The organism is Pseudomonas syringae group sp. 243L2 (assembly GCF_032587875.1).
GTDB lineage: Bacteria > Pseudomonadota > Gammaproteobacteria > Pseudomonadales > Pseudomonadaceae > Aquipseudomonas > Aquipseudomonas amygdali.
Map to the genome: position 1 here is coordinate 44,076 of NZ_JAWHPL010000010.1, position 16,921 is coordinate 60,996.

General features: G+C 57.7%; 12 protein-coding genes. 6 read left to right on the forward strand and 6 right to left on the reverse strand.

Going from position 1 to position 16,921, the window contains the following annotated elements:
- Nucleotides 1-52: 52 nt before the first annotated feature.
- From RYB66_RS04110 to fabI, 6 genes are read left to right on the forward strand one after another with little or no spacing between them, the layout of a single operon-like run.
- Nucleotides 53-1,882, forward strand: a complete 1,830-nt coding sequence (locus RYB66_RS04110) for an extracellular solute-binding protein (protein ID WP_316893998.1) — start codon at nucleotides 53-55, stop codon at nucleotides 1,880-1,882.
- A complete protein-coding gene (locus RYB66_RS04115) occupies nucleotides 1,879-3,735 on the forward strand; it encodes an extracellular solute-binding protein (RefSeq protein ID WP_230017999.1) in 1,857 nt (618 codons plus the stop codon). The genes RYB66_RS04110 and RYB66_RS04115 overlap by 4 nt, the downstream gene beginning before the upstream one ends.
- A gap of 1 nt (nucleotide 3,736) precedes the next feature.
- A complete protein-coding gene (locus tag RYB66_RS04120) occupies nucleotides 3,737-4,810 on the forward strand; it encodes a microcin C ABC transporter permease YejB (RefSeq protein ID WP_002552742.1) in 1,074 nt (357 codons plus the stop codon).
- A gap of 1 nt (nucleotide 4,811) precedes the next feature.
- The gene (locus tag RYB66_RS04125; protein WP_002552741.1) at nucleotides 4,812-5,831 is read left to right on the forward strand and encodes an ABC transporter permease; all 1,020 of its coding nucleotides are present in this window, start codon (nucleotides 4,812-4,814) and stop codon (nucleotides 5,829-5,831) included.
- Nucleotide 5,832: 1 nt separating this feature from the next.
- Nucleotides 5,833-7,443 (forward strand): ABC transporter ATP-binding protein, encoded by a 1,611-nt coding sequence (locus RYB66_RS04130; protein WP_005743883.1) that lies wholly within the window; start codon nucleotides 5,833-5,835, stop codon nucleotides 7,441-7,443.
- An 18-nt stretch (nucleotides 7,444-7,461) separates the two neighbouring features.
- Entirely contained in the window at nucleotides 7,462-8,256 is a 795-nt protein-coding gene (fabI, locus tag RYB66_RS04135; RefSeq protein WP_004660733.1) for an enoyl-ACP reductase FabI, read from the forward strand.
- A gap of 110 nt (nucleotides 8,257-8,366) precedes the next feature.
- Here the strand turns inward: fabI and RYB66_RS04140 are convergent, their stop codons facing one another.
- The 6 genes from RYB66_RS04140 to tig all read right to left on the reverse strand — a co-directional run bounded on the left by RYB66_RS04140 (nucleotide 8,367) and on the right by tig (nucleotide 16,915).
- Nucleotides 8,367-10,250: a SurA N-terminal domain-containing protein gene (locus tag RYB66_RS04140; protein WP_004667782.1), complete on the reverse strand. Its 1,884-nt coding sequence runs from the start codon at nucleotides 10,248-10,250 to the stop codon at nucleotides 8,367-8,369.
- Between the two features lie 205 nt (nucleotides 10,251-10,455).
- Nucleotides 10,456-10,728, reverse strand: coding sequence for an HU family DNA-binding protein (locus RYB66_RS04145; RefSeq protein ID WP_002552737.1), 273 nt, complete (start codon nucleotides 10,726-10,728; stop codon nucleotides 10,456-10,458).
- 146 nt (nucleotides 10,729-10,874) lie between these two features.
- Nucleotides 10,875-13,271: an endopeptidase La gene (lon, locus tag RYB66_RS04150; RefSeq protein WP_002552736.1), complete on the reverse strand. Its 2,397-nt coding sequence runs from the start codon at nucleotides 13,269-13,271 to the stop codon at nucleotides 10,875-10,877.
- Between the two features lie 210 nt (nucleotides 13,272-13,481).
- Nucleotides 13,482-14,765, reverse strand: a complete 1,284-nt coding sequence (clpX, locus tag RYB66_RS04155; protein WP_316893891.1) for an ATP-dependent Clp protease ATP-binding subunit ClpX — start codon at nucleotides 14,763-14,765, stop codon at nucleotides 13,482-13,484.
- A gap of 106 nt (nucleotides 14,766-14,871) precedes the next feature.
- Nucleotides 14,872-15,513 carry an ATP-dependent Clp endopeptidase proteolytic subunit ClpP gene (gene clpP / locus RYB66_RS04160; RefSeq protein ID WP_002552734.1) on the reverse strand — a complete coding sequence of 214 codons (642 nt, stop codon included), beginning with the start codon at nucleotides 15,511-15,513 and terminating at the stop codon, nucleotides 14,872-14,874.
- 91 nt (nucleotides 15,514-15,604) lie between these two features.
- Complete coding sequence (gene tig / locus RYB66_RS04165) at nucleotides 15,605-16,915, reverse strand: trigger factor (protein ID WP_002552733.1); 1,311 nt, start codon at nucleotides 16,913-16,915, stop codon at nucleotides 15,605-15,607.
- Nucleotides 16,916-16,921: the final 6 nt, after the last annotated feature.

The following is a 16,921-nucleotide window of genomic DNA, read 5'->3' on the forward strand; positions in this document are numbered from 1 at the left end:
GCTGGAACAAGCTGTTACTGTTAGCGACCCGAAAGCCCAAGTCGCCTGGATCGTGATACGTCCCTTCCTGCTAACCATCAGCCTGGCCTTGAGCTTCTGCGCCAACGCAGCCATCACAGAAAGTCATGGCTATGCGCAGTTTGGTGTTCTCAAGTACCCGGCCAGCTTTACTCATTTCGACTGGGTCAATCCCGAGGCGCCGAAAGGGGGCACCTTGAGAATGATGGCGTTTGGTACGTTCGACACGCTCAATCCTTACACATTCAAGGGCAGCAGCCCGGTCTCGACCGGAAACTTCCTGCAATACGGCGTCAATGAACTGAACGAGCCGTTGATGGTGGGCACAGGGCAGTACGACCCGTCCGGCGATGAACCGACCTCCAGCTACGGGCTGATCGCCCAGTCCGTGGAATACAGCGAGGACCGCAGCTGGGTGGTGTTCAACCTGCGCCCACAGGCGCGCTTTCACGATGGCAAGCCCATCACCGCCTACGACGTGGCGTTTTCCTACCGAACGCTGCTCAAGGACGGTCATCCTCAATACCGCACCGCCTTGCAGGAAGTGCAGCGCGTCGACATCCTCAACCGTCATCGCATCCGGTTTGTCTTCAAGCGCTCGGGCAATCCGCTGCTGATCCTGCGCTTGGGCGAACTGCCGGTGTTGCCGCAACATTACTGGAAGGGCAGGGATTTCAAGGCGACCACCTTCGAGCCGCCGCTGGGCAGTGGCCCTTACCGCATCACCCGCGTGCAGCCGGGTCGGCAACTGGTGTTCGAGCGGGTCAAGGATTACTGGGGCAAGGACCTGCCGGTCAACCGCGGCAAATACAATTTCGACCGGGTAGAAGTCGAGTTCTACCGTGACAGCGATGTGGCGTTCGAAGCTTTCAAGGCCGGCGAATTCGATATCTACATCGAGCATCAGGCCAAGAACTGGGCCAATGGCTATAACTTCCCGGCAGTCGCAAACGGTCAGGTAATCAAGGCGCAGATCCCGCACCGCATACCGACCCAGACCCAAGGCCTGTTCATGAACACGAGGCGCGCGGCCTTCGCCGATATCCGCGTACGCGAAGCACTGGGGCTACTGTTCAATTTCGAATGGACCAACCGCACACTGTTCAGCGACGCTTATGAGCGTTCGACCAGCTATTACCCCAACAGCGAGTTTTCAGCGACGGGCCTGCCGAGCGGGGCTGAATGGTTATTGCTGGCGCCTTATCGCGATCAGTTGCCCGCCAGTCTGTTTACCCAGCCATTTGCCCCATCGAAAACCGATGGCGGCGGCATCCCGCGCGACACTCTGCGCAAGGCCTTGAAACTGCTTGCCGATGCTGGCTGGACGCTGTCGGACAAGGGCTTGCTCAACGCCGACAAGCAACCGCTGCGCTTCGAGATCCTGCTGGTCAACCCCAACCTCGAACGCATCCTGCAGCCCTACATTGAAGACCTGCGACGCCTGGGTATCGATGCAGGGCTGCGCACCGTCGATCGCGCCCAGTACAAACAACGCCTGGACCGTTTCGACTTCGACATGATTCTCATGACCCTGCAACAGACGCTGAGCCCTGGTCTTGAGCAGTGGCAATATTTTCATTCAAGCCAGGCCGCGATCAACGGCAGCAAGAACTACGCCGGCATTGCCAACCCGGTGGTCGACGCCCTGCTGAACAAACTGCTCGGCGCGCAAACCCGCGATGAACAGGTCGCGGCTGCGCGAGCGCTGGACCGCGTGCTGCTGGCTCAGCACTACAGCATTCCCAACTGGTATCTGAACAATCATCGGCTTGCCTATCGCAACCGATTCGCCATGGTCACCACCCCGCCCTACACCCTGGGGCTGCGTGCGTGGTGGCTCAAGACTCTGGAGAAGCCCCGATGAACCCATTGCATTCCCTGCGCGCGCAAGCGGCCGGCCTGCTGTTGGCCAGCCTCGCCTGCACGGTACAGGCTGCGCCTCAGCATGGCGTGACGCTGTACGACGAGCCGCCCAAGTACCCGGCCGACTTCAAGCACTTCGACTACGTGAACCCGGATGCGCCCAAGGGTGGCACGTTCCGCCAGGCAGGCTTCGGCGGTTTCGACAGCCTCAACCCGTTCATCAACAAGGGCGTGCCGGCAGATGACATCGGCCTGATCTACGACACCCTGGCCCGTGCAAGCCTGGATGAACCGTTCAGTGAGTACGGGCTGGTTGCCGGTAAAATCGAGAAAGCCCCGGACAACAGCTGGGTACGCTTCTACCTGCGCCCGGAAGCGCGCTTTCATGACGGCCACCCGATGCGTGCAGAAGACGTGGAGTTCAGCTTCAAGACACTGATGGAGCACGGGTCGCCCATGTACAAGGGTTACTACGCCGACGTCGATCAGGTGGTCGTCGAAGACCCGCTGCGTGTGCTGTTCAAATTCAAGCACAAGGGCAATCGGGAGATGCCGCTGATTCTTGGCCAGTTACCCGTGCTGCCCAAACATTTCTGGGCAGATCGCGACTTCAGCAAGGGCAACCTGGACTTCCCGCTGGGCAGCGGGCCGTACAAGGTCGCCGATGTAAAAGCCGGGCGCTCGGTGCGCTATGAACGGGTCAAGGATTACTGGGCCAAGGACCTGCCGATCAATAAGGGCTTCTACAACTTCGATGTGCTGACCACCGACTACTATCGCGACAACACCGTCGCGCTGGAAGCGGGCAAAGCCGGGCAGTTCGATTATTGGGTGGAAACCAGCGCCAAGAACTGGGCAACTGCATATGACACGCCAGCAGTCCGGGATGGCAGGCTGATCAAGGAAGAGCTGCCCAATGGCAATCCGACGGGCATGCAGGGTTTTGTCTTCAACCTGCGCAAGCCGGTGTTTCAAGACGTCAGGGTCCGTGAGGCGCTGACTCTGCTGCTGGACTTCGAGTGGACCAACAAACAGCTGTTCAACGGCTCGTACAGCCGCACCAAAAGCTATTTCGACAACTCGGAAATGGCCGCCAGCGGTCTGCCGTCTGCCGAAGAACTGAAAATCCTTGAACCGTTGCGCGGCAAGATCCCGGATAGAGTGTTCACCGAACCCTTCACGCTGCCGGTAACCGATGGCAGTGGCATGATTCGTCCACAGCAACGCCGGGCCTTCCAGCTGTTGCAGGAAGCGGGCTGGAAGATCGTCGACGACAAGATGGTCGATGCACAGGGCAACCCGGTGAAGCTGGAGTTTCTGATCGCCCAGACCGAGTTCGAGCGCATTCTGTTGCCTTACAAACGTAACCTGAGTGACCTGGGCATCGAGCTGGTGATTCGCCGCGCCGACGTGTCGCAATACATCAACCGCCTGCGCTCGCGGGACTACGACATGATCGTCACTGGCTATCCGCAGTCCAGCTCACCCGGTAACGAGCAGCGCGTGTATTTCGACTCATCCAGCGCCGACAACCCGGGCAGCCGCAACTTCATGGGCCTCAAGGACCCGGCGGTAGACACGCTGGTCAACGGGCTGATCAACGCCGACTCCCGGGAAAGCCTGATCACTTATACCAAAGCGCTGGACCGCGTATTACTGTGGGGTTTTTACGTTGTACCCAACTGGCACATCAAAACCTGGCGGGTGGCTTACTGGAATCACATCGACCATCCCAAGGCCAAGGCGCTTTCCGATATCGGCCTGATGACCTGGTGGGCGAAGCCGAATGTCAAACCCGCCACCGCGACCCCGTCAGCCACTGATCAGGCCAAGCCTGCGAACGCGGAGCAATAACATGCTGGCTTATATTCTGCGACGGCTACTGCTGATCATCCCTACCCTGCTCGGCATTCTGATCATCAACTTCGTCATCATTCAGGCCGCACCCGGTGGACCGGTCGAGCAGATGATCGCCAAGATCGAAGGCTTCGATGGCGCTACCAGCCGAATTGCGGGTGGCGGTGCCGAGGTCTCGGTGGCGGGCTCCAACTACCGTGGCGCGCAGGGCCTGGACCCGGCACTGATCAAAGAAATCGAACGCATGTACGGATTCGATAAATCGGCACCGGAACGCCTGTGGATCATGATCAAGAACTACGCCACGCTGGATTTCGGCGACAGCTTCTTTCGCGATGCCAAGGTGATCGACCTGATCGTCGAGAAGATGCCGGTCTCCATCTCTCTGGGGTTATGGAGCACGCTGATCATGTACCTGGTGTCGATCCCGCTTGGGATCGCCAAAGCCACTCGCCACGGCAGCCAGTTCGACGTGTGGACCAGCTCGGCGATCATCGTCGGCTACGCCATCCCGGCGTTTCTGTTCGCGATTCTGCTGATCGTGGTGTTTGCCGGTGGCAGCTACTTCAACTGGTTCCCGCTGCGCGGGCTGACTTCGAACAACTATGACGAACTGAGCACCCTGGGCAAGGTCTTCGACTACTTCTGGCATCTGGTGCTGCCGGTCACCGCGCTGGTGATCGGCAACTTCGCCACCATGACCCTGCTGACCAAGAACAGCTTTCTCGACGAAATCAGCAAGCAATATGTCACCACCGCCAAAGCCAAGGGCCTGAGCAACCACAAGGTGCTCTACGGCCATGTGTTTCGCAACGCGATGCTGCTAGTGATCGCCGGCTTCCCGTCGGCGTTCATCGGTATCTTCTTCACCGGCTCGCTGCTGGTGGAAGTGATCTTTTCGCTGGACGGCCTGGGCCTGATGAGTTTTGAAGCCGCTATCAACCGCGACTACCCGGTGGTGTTCGGCACCCTGTTCATCTTCACCCTGCTGGGGTTGGTGGTGAAGCTGATCGGCGACATCACCTACACCCTGGTAGACCCGCGCATCGACTTCGAAAGCAGGAAGCATTGATATGAAGCTGTCTCCTCTCAATCGCCGTCGCTTCGAACGCTTCAAAGCCAACCGGCGCGGCTGGTGGTCACTGTGGCTGTTCCTCATCCTGTTCGGCCTGAGCCTGGGCGCCGAACTGATCGCCAACGATAAACCGCTCGCCGTGCGCTACGACGGTCACTGGTACTTCCCGGTGCTGGAGCGTTACCCGGAGACCACCTTCGGCGGCGAATTCCCGCTGGAAGCCAATTACAAGAGCCCGTACATCAAGGAATTGCTCGCGGCGAAGGATGGCTGGACCCTGTGGGCGCCCATCCCGTTCAGTTACCAGAGCATCAACTACGACCTGAAAGTCCCCGCCCCTGCGCCACCGTCCCGGGAAAACCTGCTGGGCACCGACGATCAGGGCCGTGATGTGTTGGCACGAGTGATCTACGGCTTCAGGATTTCCGTGCTGTTCGCCCTGACCCTGACCATCCTCAGCTCGATCATCGGCGTCATCGCAGGTGCCCTGCAGGGTTTCTATGGCGGCTGGGTCGACCTGCTGGGCCAGCGTTTTCTGGAGGTGTGGTCGGGCCTGCCCGTGCTGTATCTATTGATCATTCTCGCCAGCTTCGTGCAACCCAACTTCTGGTGGCTGCTGGGCATCATGCTGCTGTTCTCCTGGATGAATCTGGTGGACGTAGTGCGTGCCGAGTTCCTGCGTGGCCGGAATCTGGAATATGTAAGAGCCGCGCGAGCGCTGGGCATGGAGAACGGCGCGATCATGTTCCGCCATATCCTGCCCAACGCCATGGTATCGACCATGACCTTCATGCCGTTCATCCTCACCGGGGCCATCGGCACCTTGACTGCACTGGACTTCCTGGGCTTCGGCCTGCCCGCCGGATCACCTTCGCTGGGCGAACTGGTAGCGCAGGGCAAATCCAACCTGCAGGCACCCTGGCTGGGCATCAGCGCGTTCGCTGTGCTGGCCATTATGCTGAGCCTGCTGGTGTTCATCGGCGAATCCGCCCGCGATGCTTTCGACCCAAGGAAATAAGATGAGCAATGACAATCTGATCGAAATCCGCGATCTGGCGGTCGAGTTCGTGACGGGCGACTCACGGCAACGGGTGGTCGAAAACATCAGCTTTGACATCCGTCGGGGTGAAACCCTCGCACTGGTCGGCGAAAGCGGCTCGGGCAAATCAGTTACAGCGCATTCGATCCTGCGCCTGCTGCCCTACCCCATTGCCAGTCATCCGAGCGGCACTGTCCGCTACGGCGGTGAAGACCTGCTGAAAGTGGAAGAGAAAAAGCTGCGCTCGATCCGTGGCAACCGTATCGCCATGATCTTCCAGGAACCGATGACCTCGCTGAACCCGCTGCACTCGGTCGAAAAACAAATCAACGAGGTACTGGGCCTGCACAAGGGCCTGACCGGCAAGGACGCCACCAAACGCACGCTGGAGCTTCTTGAGCTGGTAGGTATCCCAGAGCCACACAAACGGCTCAAAGCCTTGCCACACGAGCTTTCAGGCGGCCAACGCCAGCGTGTAATGATAGCGATGGCACTGGCCAACGAGCCGGAGCTGCTGATTGCCGACGAACCGACTACTGCACTGGACGTCACGGTACAGCTGAAAATTCTTGAATTGCTCAAGCAATTGCAGGCTCGCCTGGGCATGGCATTGCTGCTTATCAGCCACGATTTGAACGTGGTGAGGCAAATAGCCAACCGAGTATGTGTCATGCAGCGCGGTTGCATCGTCGAACAGGCATCGTGCGAGGAATTGTTCCGTTCGCCGCAACACCCTTACACCAAAGTGTTGCTCAGCGCAGAGCCCAGCGGCGGTCCTTCGACCAACCCGGCCGGCGCCCCGCTGCTTGAAGTCGAGGACCTGAAAGTCTGGTTCCCGATCAAAAAGGGCCTGCTCAAGCGCACGGTCGACCACGTCAAGGCGGTGGACGGCATACGCTTCAGCCTGCCGCAAGGGCAAACACTGGGCATCGTGGGTGAAAGCGGGTCGGGCAAATCGACGCTGGGGCTGGCGATTCTTCGGCTGATCGGCAGCCAGGGCACCATACGTTTCAAGGGCAACGCGCTAGAATCTCTGTCGCAACAGCAGATCCGTCCGCTGCGCAGGCAGATGCAGGTGGTGTTCCAGGACCCGTTTGGTAGTTTGAGCCCGCGTATGTCAGTGGGTGAAATAGTTGGCGAAGGCTTGCGAATCCATGGCATGGGCACGGCCGCCGAGCAACAGACGGCGATCATCGAAGCACTCAGGGAGGTTGGTCTGGATCCGGATACCCGGCACCGCTACCCTCACGAGTTCTCCGGTGGCCAACGGCAGAGGATCGCCATTGCACGTGCGCTGGTATTGAAACCGGCGCTTATCTTGCTGGACGAGCCGACGTCAGCCCTCGACCGGACCGTACAGCGTCAGGTCGTCGAGCTGCTTCGCTCGCTGCAAGCCAAGTACAATCTGACGTATTTGTTCATCAGCCATGACCTGGCTGTCGTCAAAGCGCTGAGCCACCAGCTGATGGTGGTCAAGCAAGGCCAAGTGGTCGAACAGGGTGCAGCGCAGGACATCTTCGCCGCACCGCAACATCCTTATACACAGCAGCTGCTGGAAGCCGCCTTTTTGGCGCCGGTAGCTGTCGATTAACCTGAAGAGGAACAACACATGGGTTTTCTCGCCGGTAAGCGCGTCCTGATCGTCGGTGTCGCCAGTAAACTGTCCATCGCATCCGGCATTGCTGCCGCCATGCATCGTGAAGGTGCAGAGCTTGCTTTCACCTACCAGAACGACAAGCTCAAGGGCCGTGTCGAAGAGTTCGCCGCAGGCTGGGGCTCAGGTCCTGAGCTGTGCTTCCCTTGCGATGTGGCCAGCGACGAAGAGATCACCAAGGTCTTTGAAGAGCTGAGCAAGAAGTGGGACGGCCTGGACGTGATCGTTCACTCGGTCGGCTTTGCTCCGGGTGACCAGCTCGACGGCGACTTCACCGACGCTACCACTCGCGAAGGTTTCCGCATCGCTCATGACATCAGCGCCTACAGCTTCGTGGCCCTGGCCAAGGCTGGTCGCGAAATGATGAAGGGCCGCAATGGCAGCCTGCTGACCCTGTCGTACCTGGGCGCAGAGCGCACCATGCCCAACTACAACGTCATGGGCATGGCCAAGGCCAGCCTGGAAGCCGGCGTTCGTTACCTGGCCGGCAGCCTCGGCCCGGAAGGTACTCGCGTCAATGCTGTATCGGCCGGCCCGATCCGCACACTGGCGGCTTCGGGTATCAAGAACTTCCGCAAAATGCTGGCTGCCAACGAGGCACAGACTCCTTTGCGCCGCAACGTGACCATCGACGAAGTCGGCAATGCCGGTGCGTTCCTGTGCTCTGACCTGGCGTCGGGCATCAGTGGTGAGATCATGTACGTCGACGGCGGTTTCAACACCACCGCGATGGGCAGCATGGAAGAGTAAGACGGCAAGCGCCGCTCCTCGCGAGCGGCATTTTTCCGACAGGCAACTTTCCTGCACTCAAAAAGAAGGCCGCTCAGTGAGCGGCCTTCTTTTTTGTGCGGGTTTCGAGCTTAGAACTTCTCGATCTTCGCCTTGCTTTCCAGCTGTGCACGGTACGCAGCGAAATCCTGCTGACCCGCACGCGACGCGAGGAAGCGACGGTATTGCGCTTTTTCCGCGTCAGTCGGCGCAGCAGCCTGATTCACGCCATTGAGGCGCACAATCACGAAGCTGCCATCGGCTGCAGTAATGCTGGCAAATTCCGGCTTGCCCTTGCCATCAGGCTTGGGCATGCGGAACAGCGTCTGCAGTACTTGAGGATCAACGCCTTCCTGACTGCGAGTGACTGCTTCCATCGATTTCCAGTCACGTCCATCCTGCTTCGCAGCCAGCGGGATCTTGCCATCACGCAGCCCGGCCAGCAGAGCCTCGCCCTTGGCCTTGGCAGCGGCCGTGGCGTGCTCCTTGACCAGTTGAGTGCGAATCGAGCTGGCAACGCTCTCAAGCGGCAACTGCTGAGGTTGCAGATGCTCTTTGGAGCGCACCACCACGACGGTCTCCGGATCCAGCTCCAGCGTGTTGCTGTTGGAGCCTTCTTCCAGCACTTCCGGGCTGAACGCAGCCTGGATAACCGCACGGTTGGCTGTAATACCCTCACCGCCTTCACGACCGAATGGCGCAGTGGTCTGAACCTTCAGGCCCAGGTCCTGTGCCGGTTGAGACAGATCGGACGATTCAAACGCAGAATCTTCCAGCTGCTTGGTCACTTCGACAAATTTCTGCTCGACCAGCTGCGATTTCAAATCCGTGGTCAGTTTGTCTTTCAGACTGGCGAAGGTCGGCACCGATGGAGCCTCGACGCCCAGCAACTTGATCAGGTGCCAGCCGAAGTCGGTACGCACAGGCTGCGATACCTGGTCCTTGTTCAAGGCATACAATGTGTCTTCGAACGCAGGGTCATAGACACCCTTGCCTGCGTAACCAAGATCACCGCCCTTGCTGGACGAACCAGGGTCCTGCGAATATTCCTTGGCCAGCGCCGCAAAATCTTCACCCTTGGCCAGACGCTGTTGAATTTCTTCAATCTTCGCCTTGGCCTGCTCGTCGTTCAGTTTGTCGTTCACCTCGATCAGGATGTGCGCAGCACGACGCTGTTCGGACAGATTGGCGATTTCCTTCTGATAAGCCGCCTGCAAGTCCTCATCCTTGACCTGCACCTTGTCGAAGAAAGACGACTTCTTCAATTCGATGTAATCAAGCACAACCTGCTCAGGGCTCATGAACTCCTTGGCATGCTGGTCGTAGTGAGCCTTGACTTCGTCGTCCGTCACTTTGACCGCCGTGGTATCGGCGGGCAGGGTCAGCGACGCGAAATCACGGGTCTGCTTTTCCAGACGGGCAAAAGCGTCAACCTGTGCATCGGTTACGAAAGCACTGCCGGCAACCCCCGCACGCACCTGACCGATGAGCATTTCCTGGCCAAGCATCTGGCGGAACTGCAGACGGCTGTAACCCAGCTGGCGAATGACCTGATCGAAACGGTCAGCACTGAACTTGCCATCGACCTGAAACTCAGGCGTCTGCAAAAGCTGCTGATCCAGTGCCGCGTCGGAAAACGAGAATTTCGCATCCGTTGCACCTTGCAGCAGCAGCTTGCGGTCGATCAGGCCTTTGAGGGCTGATTCACGCAACAGCTTTTCATCCAGCATCGCAGGATCGAAATCCTTGCCCAACTGCTGCGCGAGCTGCTGAGCCAACTGACGCCGCTGCATGTCGACGGCCTGGCTCAACTCATTCTGAGAGATGTCCTCGCCGTTCACTTCAGCCGCGTTCTGCTTATTGCTGGTAGCGGTAAACAACGCCTCGATGCCGGTGAAGGCCATCAAAGCGATGATGATTCCGATAATTGTCTTGGCAATCCAGCCTTGTGAATTGTCCCTGATGTTCTGCAGCATTGCGTCCCCCAAAACGGTTGAACTGACTAACCAACCGCGGAGCGTGGGTAGAAAGCGGATAGAAGAAAGGCGCATCCGAGGATGCGCCTTCTCGTAACTGACGGAGCGGTAGGGCTCGAACCCCTCGGTGTTGCAACCGAATGCACCACCGCTCCGCTACTGGATCAGGACAGACCCGACCCAGCGGGCAAAGGCATCGAGAGGCTTAGTTGACAGCTTCTTTGAGGGCTTTACCAGCTTTGAAACCTGGTTTTTTAGCAGCAGCGATTTCCAGCGTCTTACCAGTCTGAGGGTTGCGACCGATGCGAGCAGGACGATCAGTCACGGAGAACGTACCAAAGCCAACCAAAACAACCGAGTCGCCAGCCTTCAGAGCGCCAGTGACGGATTCGATCACTGCGTCCAGCGCACGGCCAGCAGCAGCTTTCGGGATATCAGCAGATGCAGCGATAGCATCAATCAGTTCCGACTTGTTCACTCTAAGTCCCCTTATCTCTATATTGAGTATGTTTCTAAGTTTTAGGTGTTAAGCAAAACGAGCGCTGGAAGGCTTGCTGGTGCTTGCTTTAAAGAGCCGCTTTATAACAAGGGCTCTAAAAAGCTGTCAAGGAAGCCTACCCAGTCTTAATGCGTGCTAATTCTGTCCTTAGAGTCAGACTCGCGTTTTTCTTCCTTTGCGACCAGATCTGTAGCCACGTCCGGCAACGGCTCCGGCGCGTATTGCAGCGCAATTTGCAGGACTTCGTCAATCCATTTAACGGGCTTGATTTGCAGATCCTGCTTGATATTGTCAGGAATCTCCTTCAAATCACGCACGTTTTCTTCCGGAATGATCACCGTCTTGATTCCGCCGCGATGCGCAGCCAGAAGTTTTTCCTTCAGACCACCAATCGCCAGCACCTGCCCGCGCAAGGTAATCTCGCCCGTCATTGCCACATCGGCACGTACCGGGATCTGTGTAAGCGCTGATACCAGAGCAGTACACATGCCTACGCCAGCGCTTGGTCCATCCTTGGGCGTCGCGCCTTCCGGCATGTGGATATGCGTGTCGTGTTTCTCGTGGAAATCGGCTGGAATGCCCAGACTACGGGCACGACTGCGCACCACGGTCTGCGCGGCTGTAATGGATTCGACCATGACATCACCCAGCGAACCGGTCTTGATCAACTGGCCCTTGCCCGATACAACCGCAGCCTCGATGGTCAGCAATTCACCGCCCACCTGAGTCCACGCCAGGCCTGTGACCTGACCGATCTGATCCTGTTGCTCGGCCAGTCCGTAGCGGAATTTGCGCACACCCAGGAAGTGTTCGAGCATCTCGGCAGTAACCTGCACGGAGAAGCGTTTTTCCATGGCGTGTTCTTTGACCGCCTTGCGGCAAACCTTGGCAATCTGGCGCTCTAGACCGCGTACGCCCGCTTCACGGGTGTAGTAGCGAATGATGTCGCGGATTGCTTCCTCGTCGAACTGGATCTCGCCTTTCTTCAAGCCATTGGCCTGAATCTGCTTGGGCGAGAGGTATTTGACGGCGATGTTGATCTTTTCGTCTTCGGTGTAACCCGGCAGGCGAATGACTTCCATCCGGTCCAGCAAGGCTGGCGGAATATTCATCGAGTTCGACGTGCACAGGAACATTACGTCGGAAAGATCGTAGTCGACTTCGAGGTAGTGATCATTGAAGTTATGGTTCTGCTCGGGGTCCAGAACCTCAAGCAATGCCGACGCCGGATCGCCGCGCATGTCACTGCCCATCTTGTCGATTTCATCAAGCAGGAACAGCGGGTTGCGGACGCCCACCTTTGTCATCTTTTGTATCAATCTTCCTGGCATCGAACCGATGTAAGTCCGGCGATGACCACGAATTTCAGCCTCGTCACGCACCCCGCCCAGCGCCATTCGCACAAACTTGCGATTGGTTGCATTGGCGATAGATTCTGCAAGGGAAGTTTTACCCACACCTGGAGGCCCTACCAGACACAGCACAGGGCCACGAATCTTCTTCACGCGCTTTTGCACGGCGAGGTATTCGAGAATGCGTTCCTTGACCTCATCCAGACCATAATGGTCGGCATCGAGGATCGCTTCGGCGCGCGCAAGGTCCAGACGCACCTTGCTCTGAGCCTTCCACGGCACCTGAACCAGCCAGTCGATGTAGGAGCGCACCACAGTCGCCTCGGCCGACATCGGCGACATCTGCTTGAGCTTGTTCAGCTCGGCAGTCGCTTTGGTCAGAGCATCCTTGGGCAGCCCGGCAGCGTCGATGCGCTTTTTCAGCTCTTCAATTTCGTTATGGCCTTCGTCGCCATCGCCCAGTTCTTTCTGAATGGCCTTCATCTGCTCATTCAGGTAGTACTCGCGCTGGCTGCGCTCCATTTGTTTTTTCACACGACCGCGAATGCGCTTTTCAACCTGCAGCAGGTCGATTTCGGCATCCAGCAAGGCCAGCACGTGCTCAACACGGGCCGACAGGTCGATAATCTCGAGAATTTCCTGCTTCTGCTCGATCTTGAGCGCCATGTGCGCTGCCATGGTGTCAACCAGGCGACCGGGCTCATCGATGCTGTTGAGCGACGAGAGGACTTCTGCGGGGACTTTCTTGCCAAGCTGCACATACTGCTCGAACTGAGCCAGCAGGCTGCGCACAAATACTTCGGACTCGCGATCCGGCGCATCGACTTCGTCGATCAACGCGACGTCGGCGCGGTAATGGCCATCGACTTCGATGAAACGCTCTACCGAACCACGCTGCTCACCTTCGACCAGCACCTTGACGGTGCCATCAGGCAGCTTGAGCAGCTGCAATACGGTGGCAATAGTGCCGACGTTGTACAACGCCTTTTCATCAGGATCGTCGTCAGCCGGGTTTCTTTGCGCGAGCAGCAGAATCTGCTTGTCGCCCGTCATTGCCGCTTCAAGGGCTTCGATAGACTTCTCGCGCCCCACGAACAGCGGGATAACCATGTGCGGATAAACCACGACATCACGCAATGGCAAGAGAGGCAATTCAATAGTGGTCTTCATGATTTCGCCTCTACGGCGGCCAATTGGCCGGGACAGATGGAATTAGCTTGAAGCCAAGATGGGGGTAGCGTCCAAAAAAAACAAGCTCTAGAGCCACGACCCGCCAAGATCAATTTCTTCATACAAGACGAATGAACGGCTGAAAAATGCAAAAGGGGGCCAAAAAGGCCCCCTTCCGTATTACTTCACACGCCCATACACCTGCGTGTGTTACGCGTCAGGGGCAACCTTGACAGGCGGCTCACTGTTTTCGTAGATCAGCAGCGGCTTGGACGTACCATCGATAACGCTCTCATCGATCACCACCTTGCTCACGTCACTTTGCGACGGAATTTCGTACATGGTGTCGAGCAGCACGCCTTCGAGGATGGAACGCAAGCCACGGGCACCGGTCTTGCGCTCCAGCGCGCGACGGGCAACCGACTTCAACGCGTCGGTGCGGAACTCGAGGTCCACGCCTTCCATCTCGAACAGCTTGGCATACTGCTTGGTCAGCGCATTCTTCGGCTCGGTGAGGATCTGTATCAAAGCAGCCTCATCCAGCTCGTCCAGCGTTGCAAGCACTGGCAGACGGCCCACGAACTCGGGGATCAGACCGAACTTGACCAGATCGTCAGGCTCGACTTCACGCAGGGACTCGCCAACCTTCTTGCCCTCCTCCTTGCTGCGAACCTCGGCGTTGAAGCCGATGCCGCCACGGGTGGAACGGTTCTGAATGACCTTTTCCAGGCCCGAGAAGGCACCACCGCAGATAAAGAGGATGTTGCGTGTGTCCACTTGCAGGAATTCCTGCTGCGGATGCTTGCGACCACCTTGCGGAGGAACGGAAGCCACGGTGCCCTCGATCAGCTTCAGCAAGGCTTGCTGCACGCCTTCGCCGGAAACGTCACGAGTGATCGAAGGGTTGTCGGATTTGCGCGAAATCTTGTCGATTTCATCGATGTAGACAATGCCCATCTGGGCCTTCTCGACATCGTAATCACATTTCTGCAACAGCTTCTGGATAATGTTTTCAACGTCCTCACCCACATAACCGGCTTCGGTCAGGGTGGTGGCGTCAGCGATGGTGAACGGCACATTGAGCAGACGGGCCAGTGTTTCGGCCAGCAGCGTCTTGCCGGAGCCCGTAGGGCCGATCAGCAGGATGTTGCTCTTGCCCAGTTCAACGTCGTCGTTCTTTTTGTCGCGCTGGTTCAGACGCTTGTAGTGGTTGTACACCGCTACTGCGAGGACCTTTTTGGCACGTTCCTGACCGATTACATACTGGTCAAGGATGCCGCTGATTTCTTTAGGCGAAGGCAATTTATGCGCGCTGCTTTCGGCCTGTGCTTCCTGCACCTCCTCGCGGATGATGTCGTTGCACAGGTCGACGCACTCGTCGCAGATAAAGACCGAGGGGCCGGCAATCAATTTGCGCACTTCATGCTGGCTTTTGCCACAGAAGGAGCAATAGAGCAATTTGCCGTTGTCCTCGCCGTTGCGGGTGTCAGTCATTCGATCGATCCAATCCGGTAGGCTTGCAACACAAGATGAAGGCTATTGCGGGCTTTTTCAAGTCCGCAGGCGGTCGGTTGTGCCGACCCCCTACATTTTGAGCCGCTTAGGCAGGCATTTGACGCTTGTTGATCACGGAGTCGATCAGGCCGTATTCAGCCGCACGCTCTGCGCTCATGAAGTTGTCACGCTCGGTGTCGCGCTCGATGGTTTCGAGGCTCTGGCCGGTGTGATGCGCCAGTAGCGAGTTGAGACGATGACGAATGTGCAGGATTTCCTTGGCATGGATGTCGATATCCGACGCCTGACCCTGGAAACCGCCCAGCGGCTGGTGAATCATCATCCGCGAGTTGGGCAGGCAATGACGCTTGCCTTCTGCACCACCGGCCAGCAGGAAGGCACCCATGCTGCAAGCCTGACCGATACAGATAGTCGAAACGTCCGGCTTGATGAACTGCATGGTGTCGTAGATCGACATGCCTGCTGTCACCGAACCGCCCGGCGAGTTGATGTAGAGATGGATATCCTTGTCCGGGTTTTCCGCTTCAAGGAAGAGCAGTTGTGCCGCGATAAGGTTGGCCATGTAGTCCTCTACCGGACCAACCATAAAGATGACTCGCTCCTTGAGAAGGCGCGAATAGATGTCATAGGCGCGTTCGCCACGGGCGGACTGCTCGATAACCATCGGGACCAGGCCGCCAGCGGCCTGGATGTCAGAGTTCTGCTGAATATAAGAATTGCGGGACATGTCCTGCATTCACTCCCAAATAGTCGAGTCTTGAATACGCACAAGCCAGCGCGAAGGCTGGCTTGTGGGTGTTTTCGCACGAAAAGAGAAATCAGTCGGCTTTTGGAGCTTCCACCGGCTTGACAGCTTCTTCGTAGGAGACCGATTTGTCGGTCACGCTAGCTTTCTGCAAAACAGTATCTACAACTTGCTCTTCAAGCACAACAGAACGTACCTCGTTCATTTGCTGCTCGTTCTTGTAGTACCAGGCAACAACCTGCTCAGGCTCCTGATAGGCGGATGCCATTTCCTGAATCATTTCACGTACGCGAGCATCATCAGGCTTGAGGTCGAACTGCTTGACGACCTCGGCAACGATCAGACCCAGCTCGACGCGACGCTTGGCCTGCTCTTCGAACAGCTCAGCCGGCAACTGGTCTGGCTTGATGTTGCCGCCGAACTGTTGAACAGCCTGGACGCGCAGACGGTTGACTTCGTTTTCCAGCAGCGCTTTAGGCACTTCGATCGGGTTGGCAGCCAGCAGACCGTCCATGACCTGATTCTTGACCTTGGACTTGATCGCCTGACGCAGCTCGCGCTCCATGTTCTTGCGAACCTCGGTGCGGAAGCCTTCGATACCGGTTTCCTTGATACCGAACTGCTTGAAGAACTCTTCGTTCAGCTCAGGCAGCTTTGGCTCGGAAACGGTATTGACGGTCACGGTGAACTCGGCAGCCTTGCCGGCCAGCTCAAGGTTCTGATAGTCCTCGGGGAAGGTCACGTTCAGAACGCGCTCTTCGCCAGCCTTGGCGCCAACCAGACCGTCTTCGAAACCAGGAATCATGCGACCGGAACCCAGCACCAGCTGGGTAGCCGTAGCAGAACCGCCAGCGAACACTTCGCCGTCGACCTTGCCCACGAAATCGATGTTCAGCTGGTCTTCGTTCTGGGCAGCACGGTCGGCCACTTCAAAACGAACGTTCTGCTTGCGCAGTACTTCCAGCATGTTGTCCAGATCGCTGTCCGCCACGTCGGCAGACAGGCGCTCTACGGCGATGGTGTCGAAACCGGCAACGGTGAATTCCGGGAATACTTCGAAAGTAGCCACGTATTCCAGGTCTTTGCCTTTTTCGAAAGATTTCGGCTCTACAGCAGGAGCACCGGCCGGGTTCAGCTTCTGCTCAACCACAGCTTCGTAGAAAGTAGCCTGAATCAGATCGCCCAGTGCTTCCTGACGTGCGCCGTCTTCATAACGCTGACGGATCACGCTCATAGGCACCTTGCCTGGGCGGAAGCCCGGGATCTTGGCTTTGCGTGCGGTCTGCTGCAGACGCTTGTTGACTTCAGTCTCGATGCGTTCGGCAGGCACGCCAATGGTCATGCGGCGCTCAAGAGCGGAAGTATTTTCAACAGAAACTTGCATGGATAT

What these genes read in the sequence shown, in the direction of transcription:
- RYB66_RS04115 (WP_230017999.1), top strand. Translation starts at nt 1,879, where the DNA reads ATGAACCCATTGCATTCCCTGCGCGCGCAAGCGGCCGGCCTGCTGTTG.
- RYB66_RS04120 (WP_002552742.1), top strand. Translation starts at nt 3,737, where the DNA reads ATGCTGGCTTATATTCTGCGACGGCTACTGCTGATCATCCCTACCCTG.
- RYB66_RS04125 (WP_002552741.1), top strand. Translation starts at nt 4,812, where the DNA reads ATGAAGCTGTCTCCTCTCAATCGCCGTCGCTTCGAACGCTTCAAAGCC.
- RYB66_RS04130 (WP_005743883.1), top strand. Translation starts at nt 5,833, where the DNA reads ATGAGCAATGACAATCTGATCGAAATCCGCGATCTGGCGGTCGAGTTC.
- fabI (WP_004660733.1), top strand. Translation starts at nt 7,462, where the DNA reads ATGGGTTTTCTCGCCGGTAAGCGCGTCCTGATCGTCGGTGTCGCCAGT.
- RYB66_RS04140 (WP_004667782.1), bottom strand. Translation starts at nt 10,250, where the DNA reads ATGCTGCAGAACATCAGGGACAATTCACAAGGCTGGATTGCCAAGACA.
- lon (WP_002552736.1), bottom strand. Translation starts at nt 13,271, where the DNA reads ATGAAGACCACTATTGAATTGCCTCTCTTGCCATTGCGTGATGTCGTG.
- clpX (WP_316893891.1), bottom strand. Translation starts at nt 14,765, where the DNA reads ATGACTGACACCCGCAACGGCGAGGACAACGGCAAATTGCTCTATTGC.
- clpP (WP_002552734.1), bottom strand. Translation starts at nt 15,513, where the DNA reads ATGTCCCGCAATTCTTATATTCAGCAGAACTCTGACATCCAGGCCGCT.
- tig (WP_002552733.1), bottom strand. Translation starts at nt 16,915, where the DNA reads ATGCAAGTTTCTGTTGAAAATACTTCCGCTCTTGAGCGCCGCATGACC.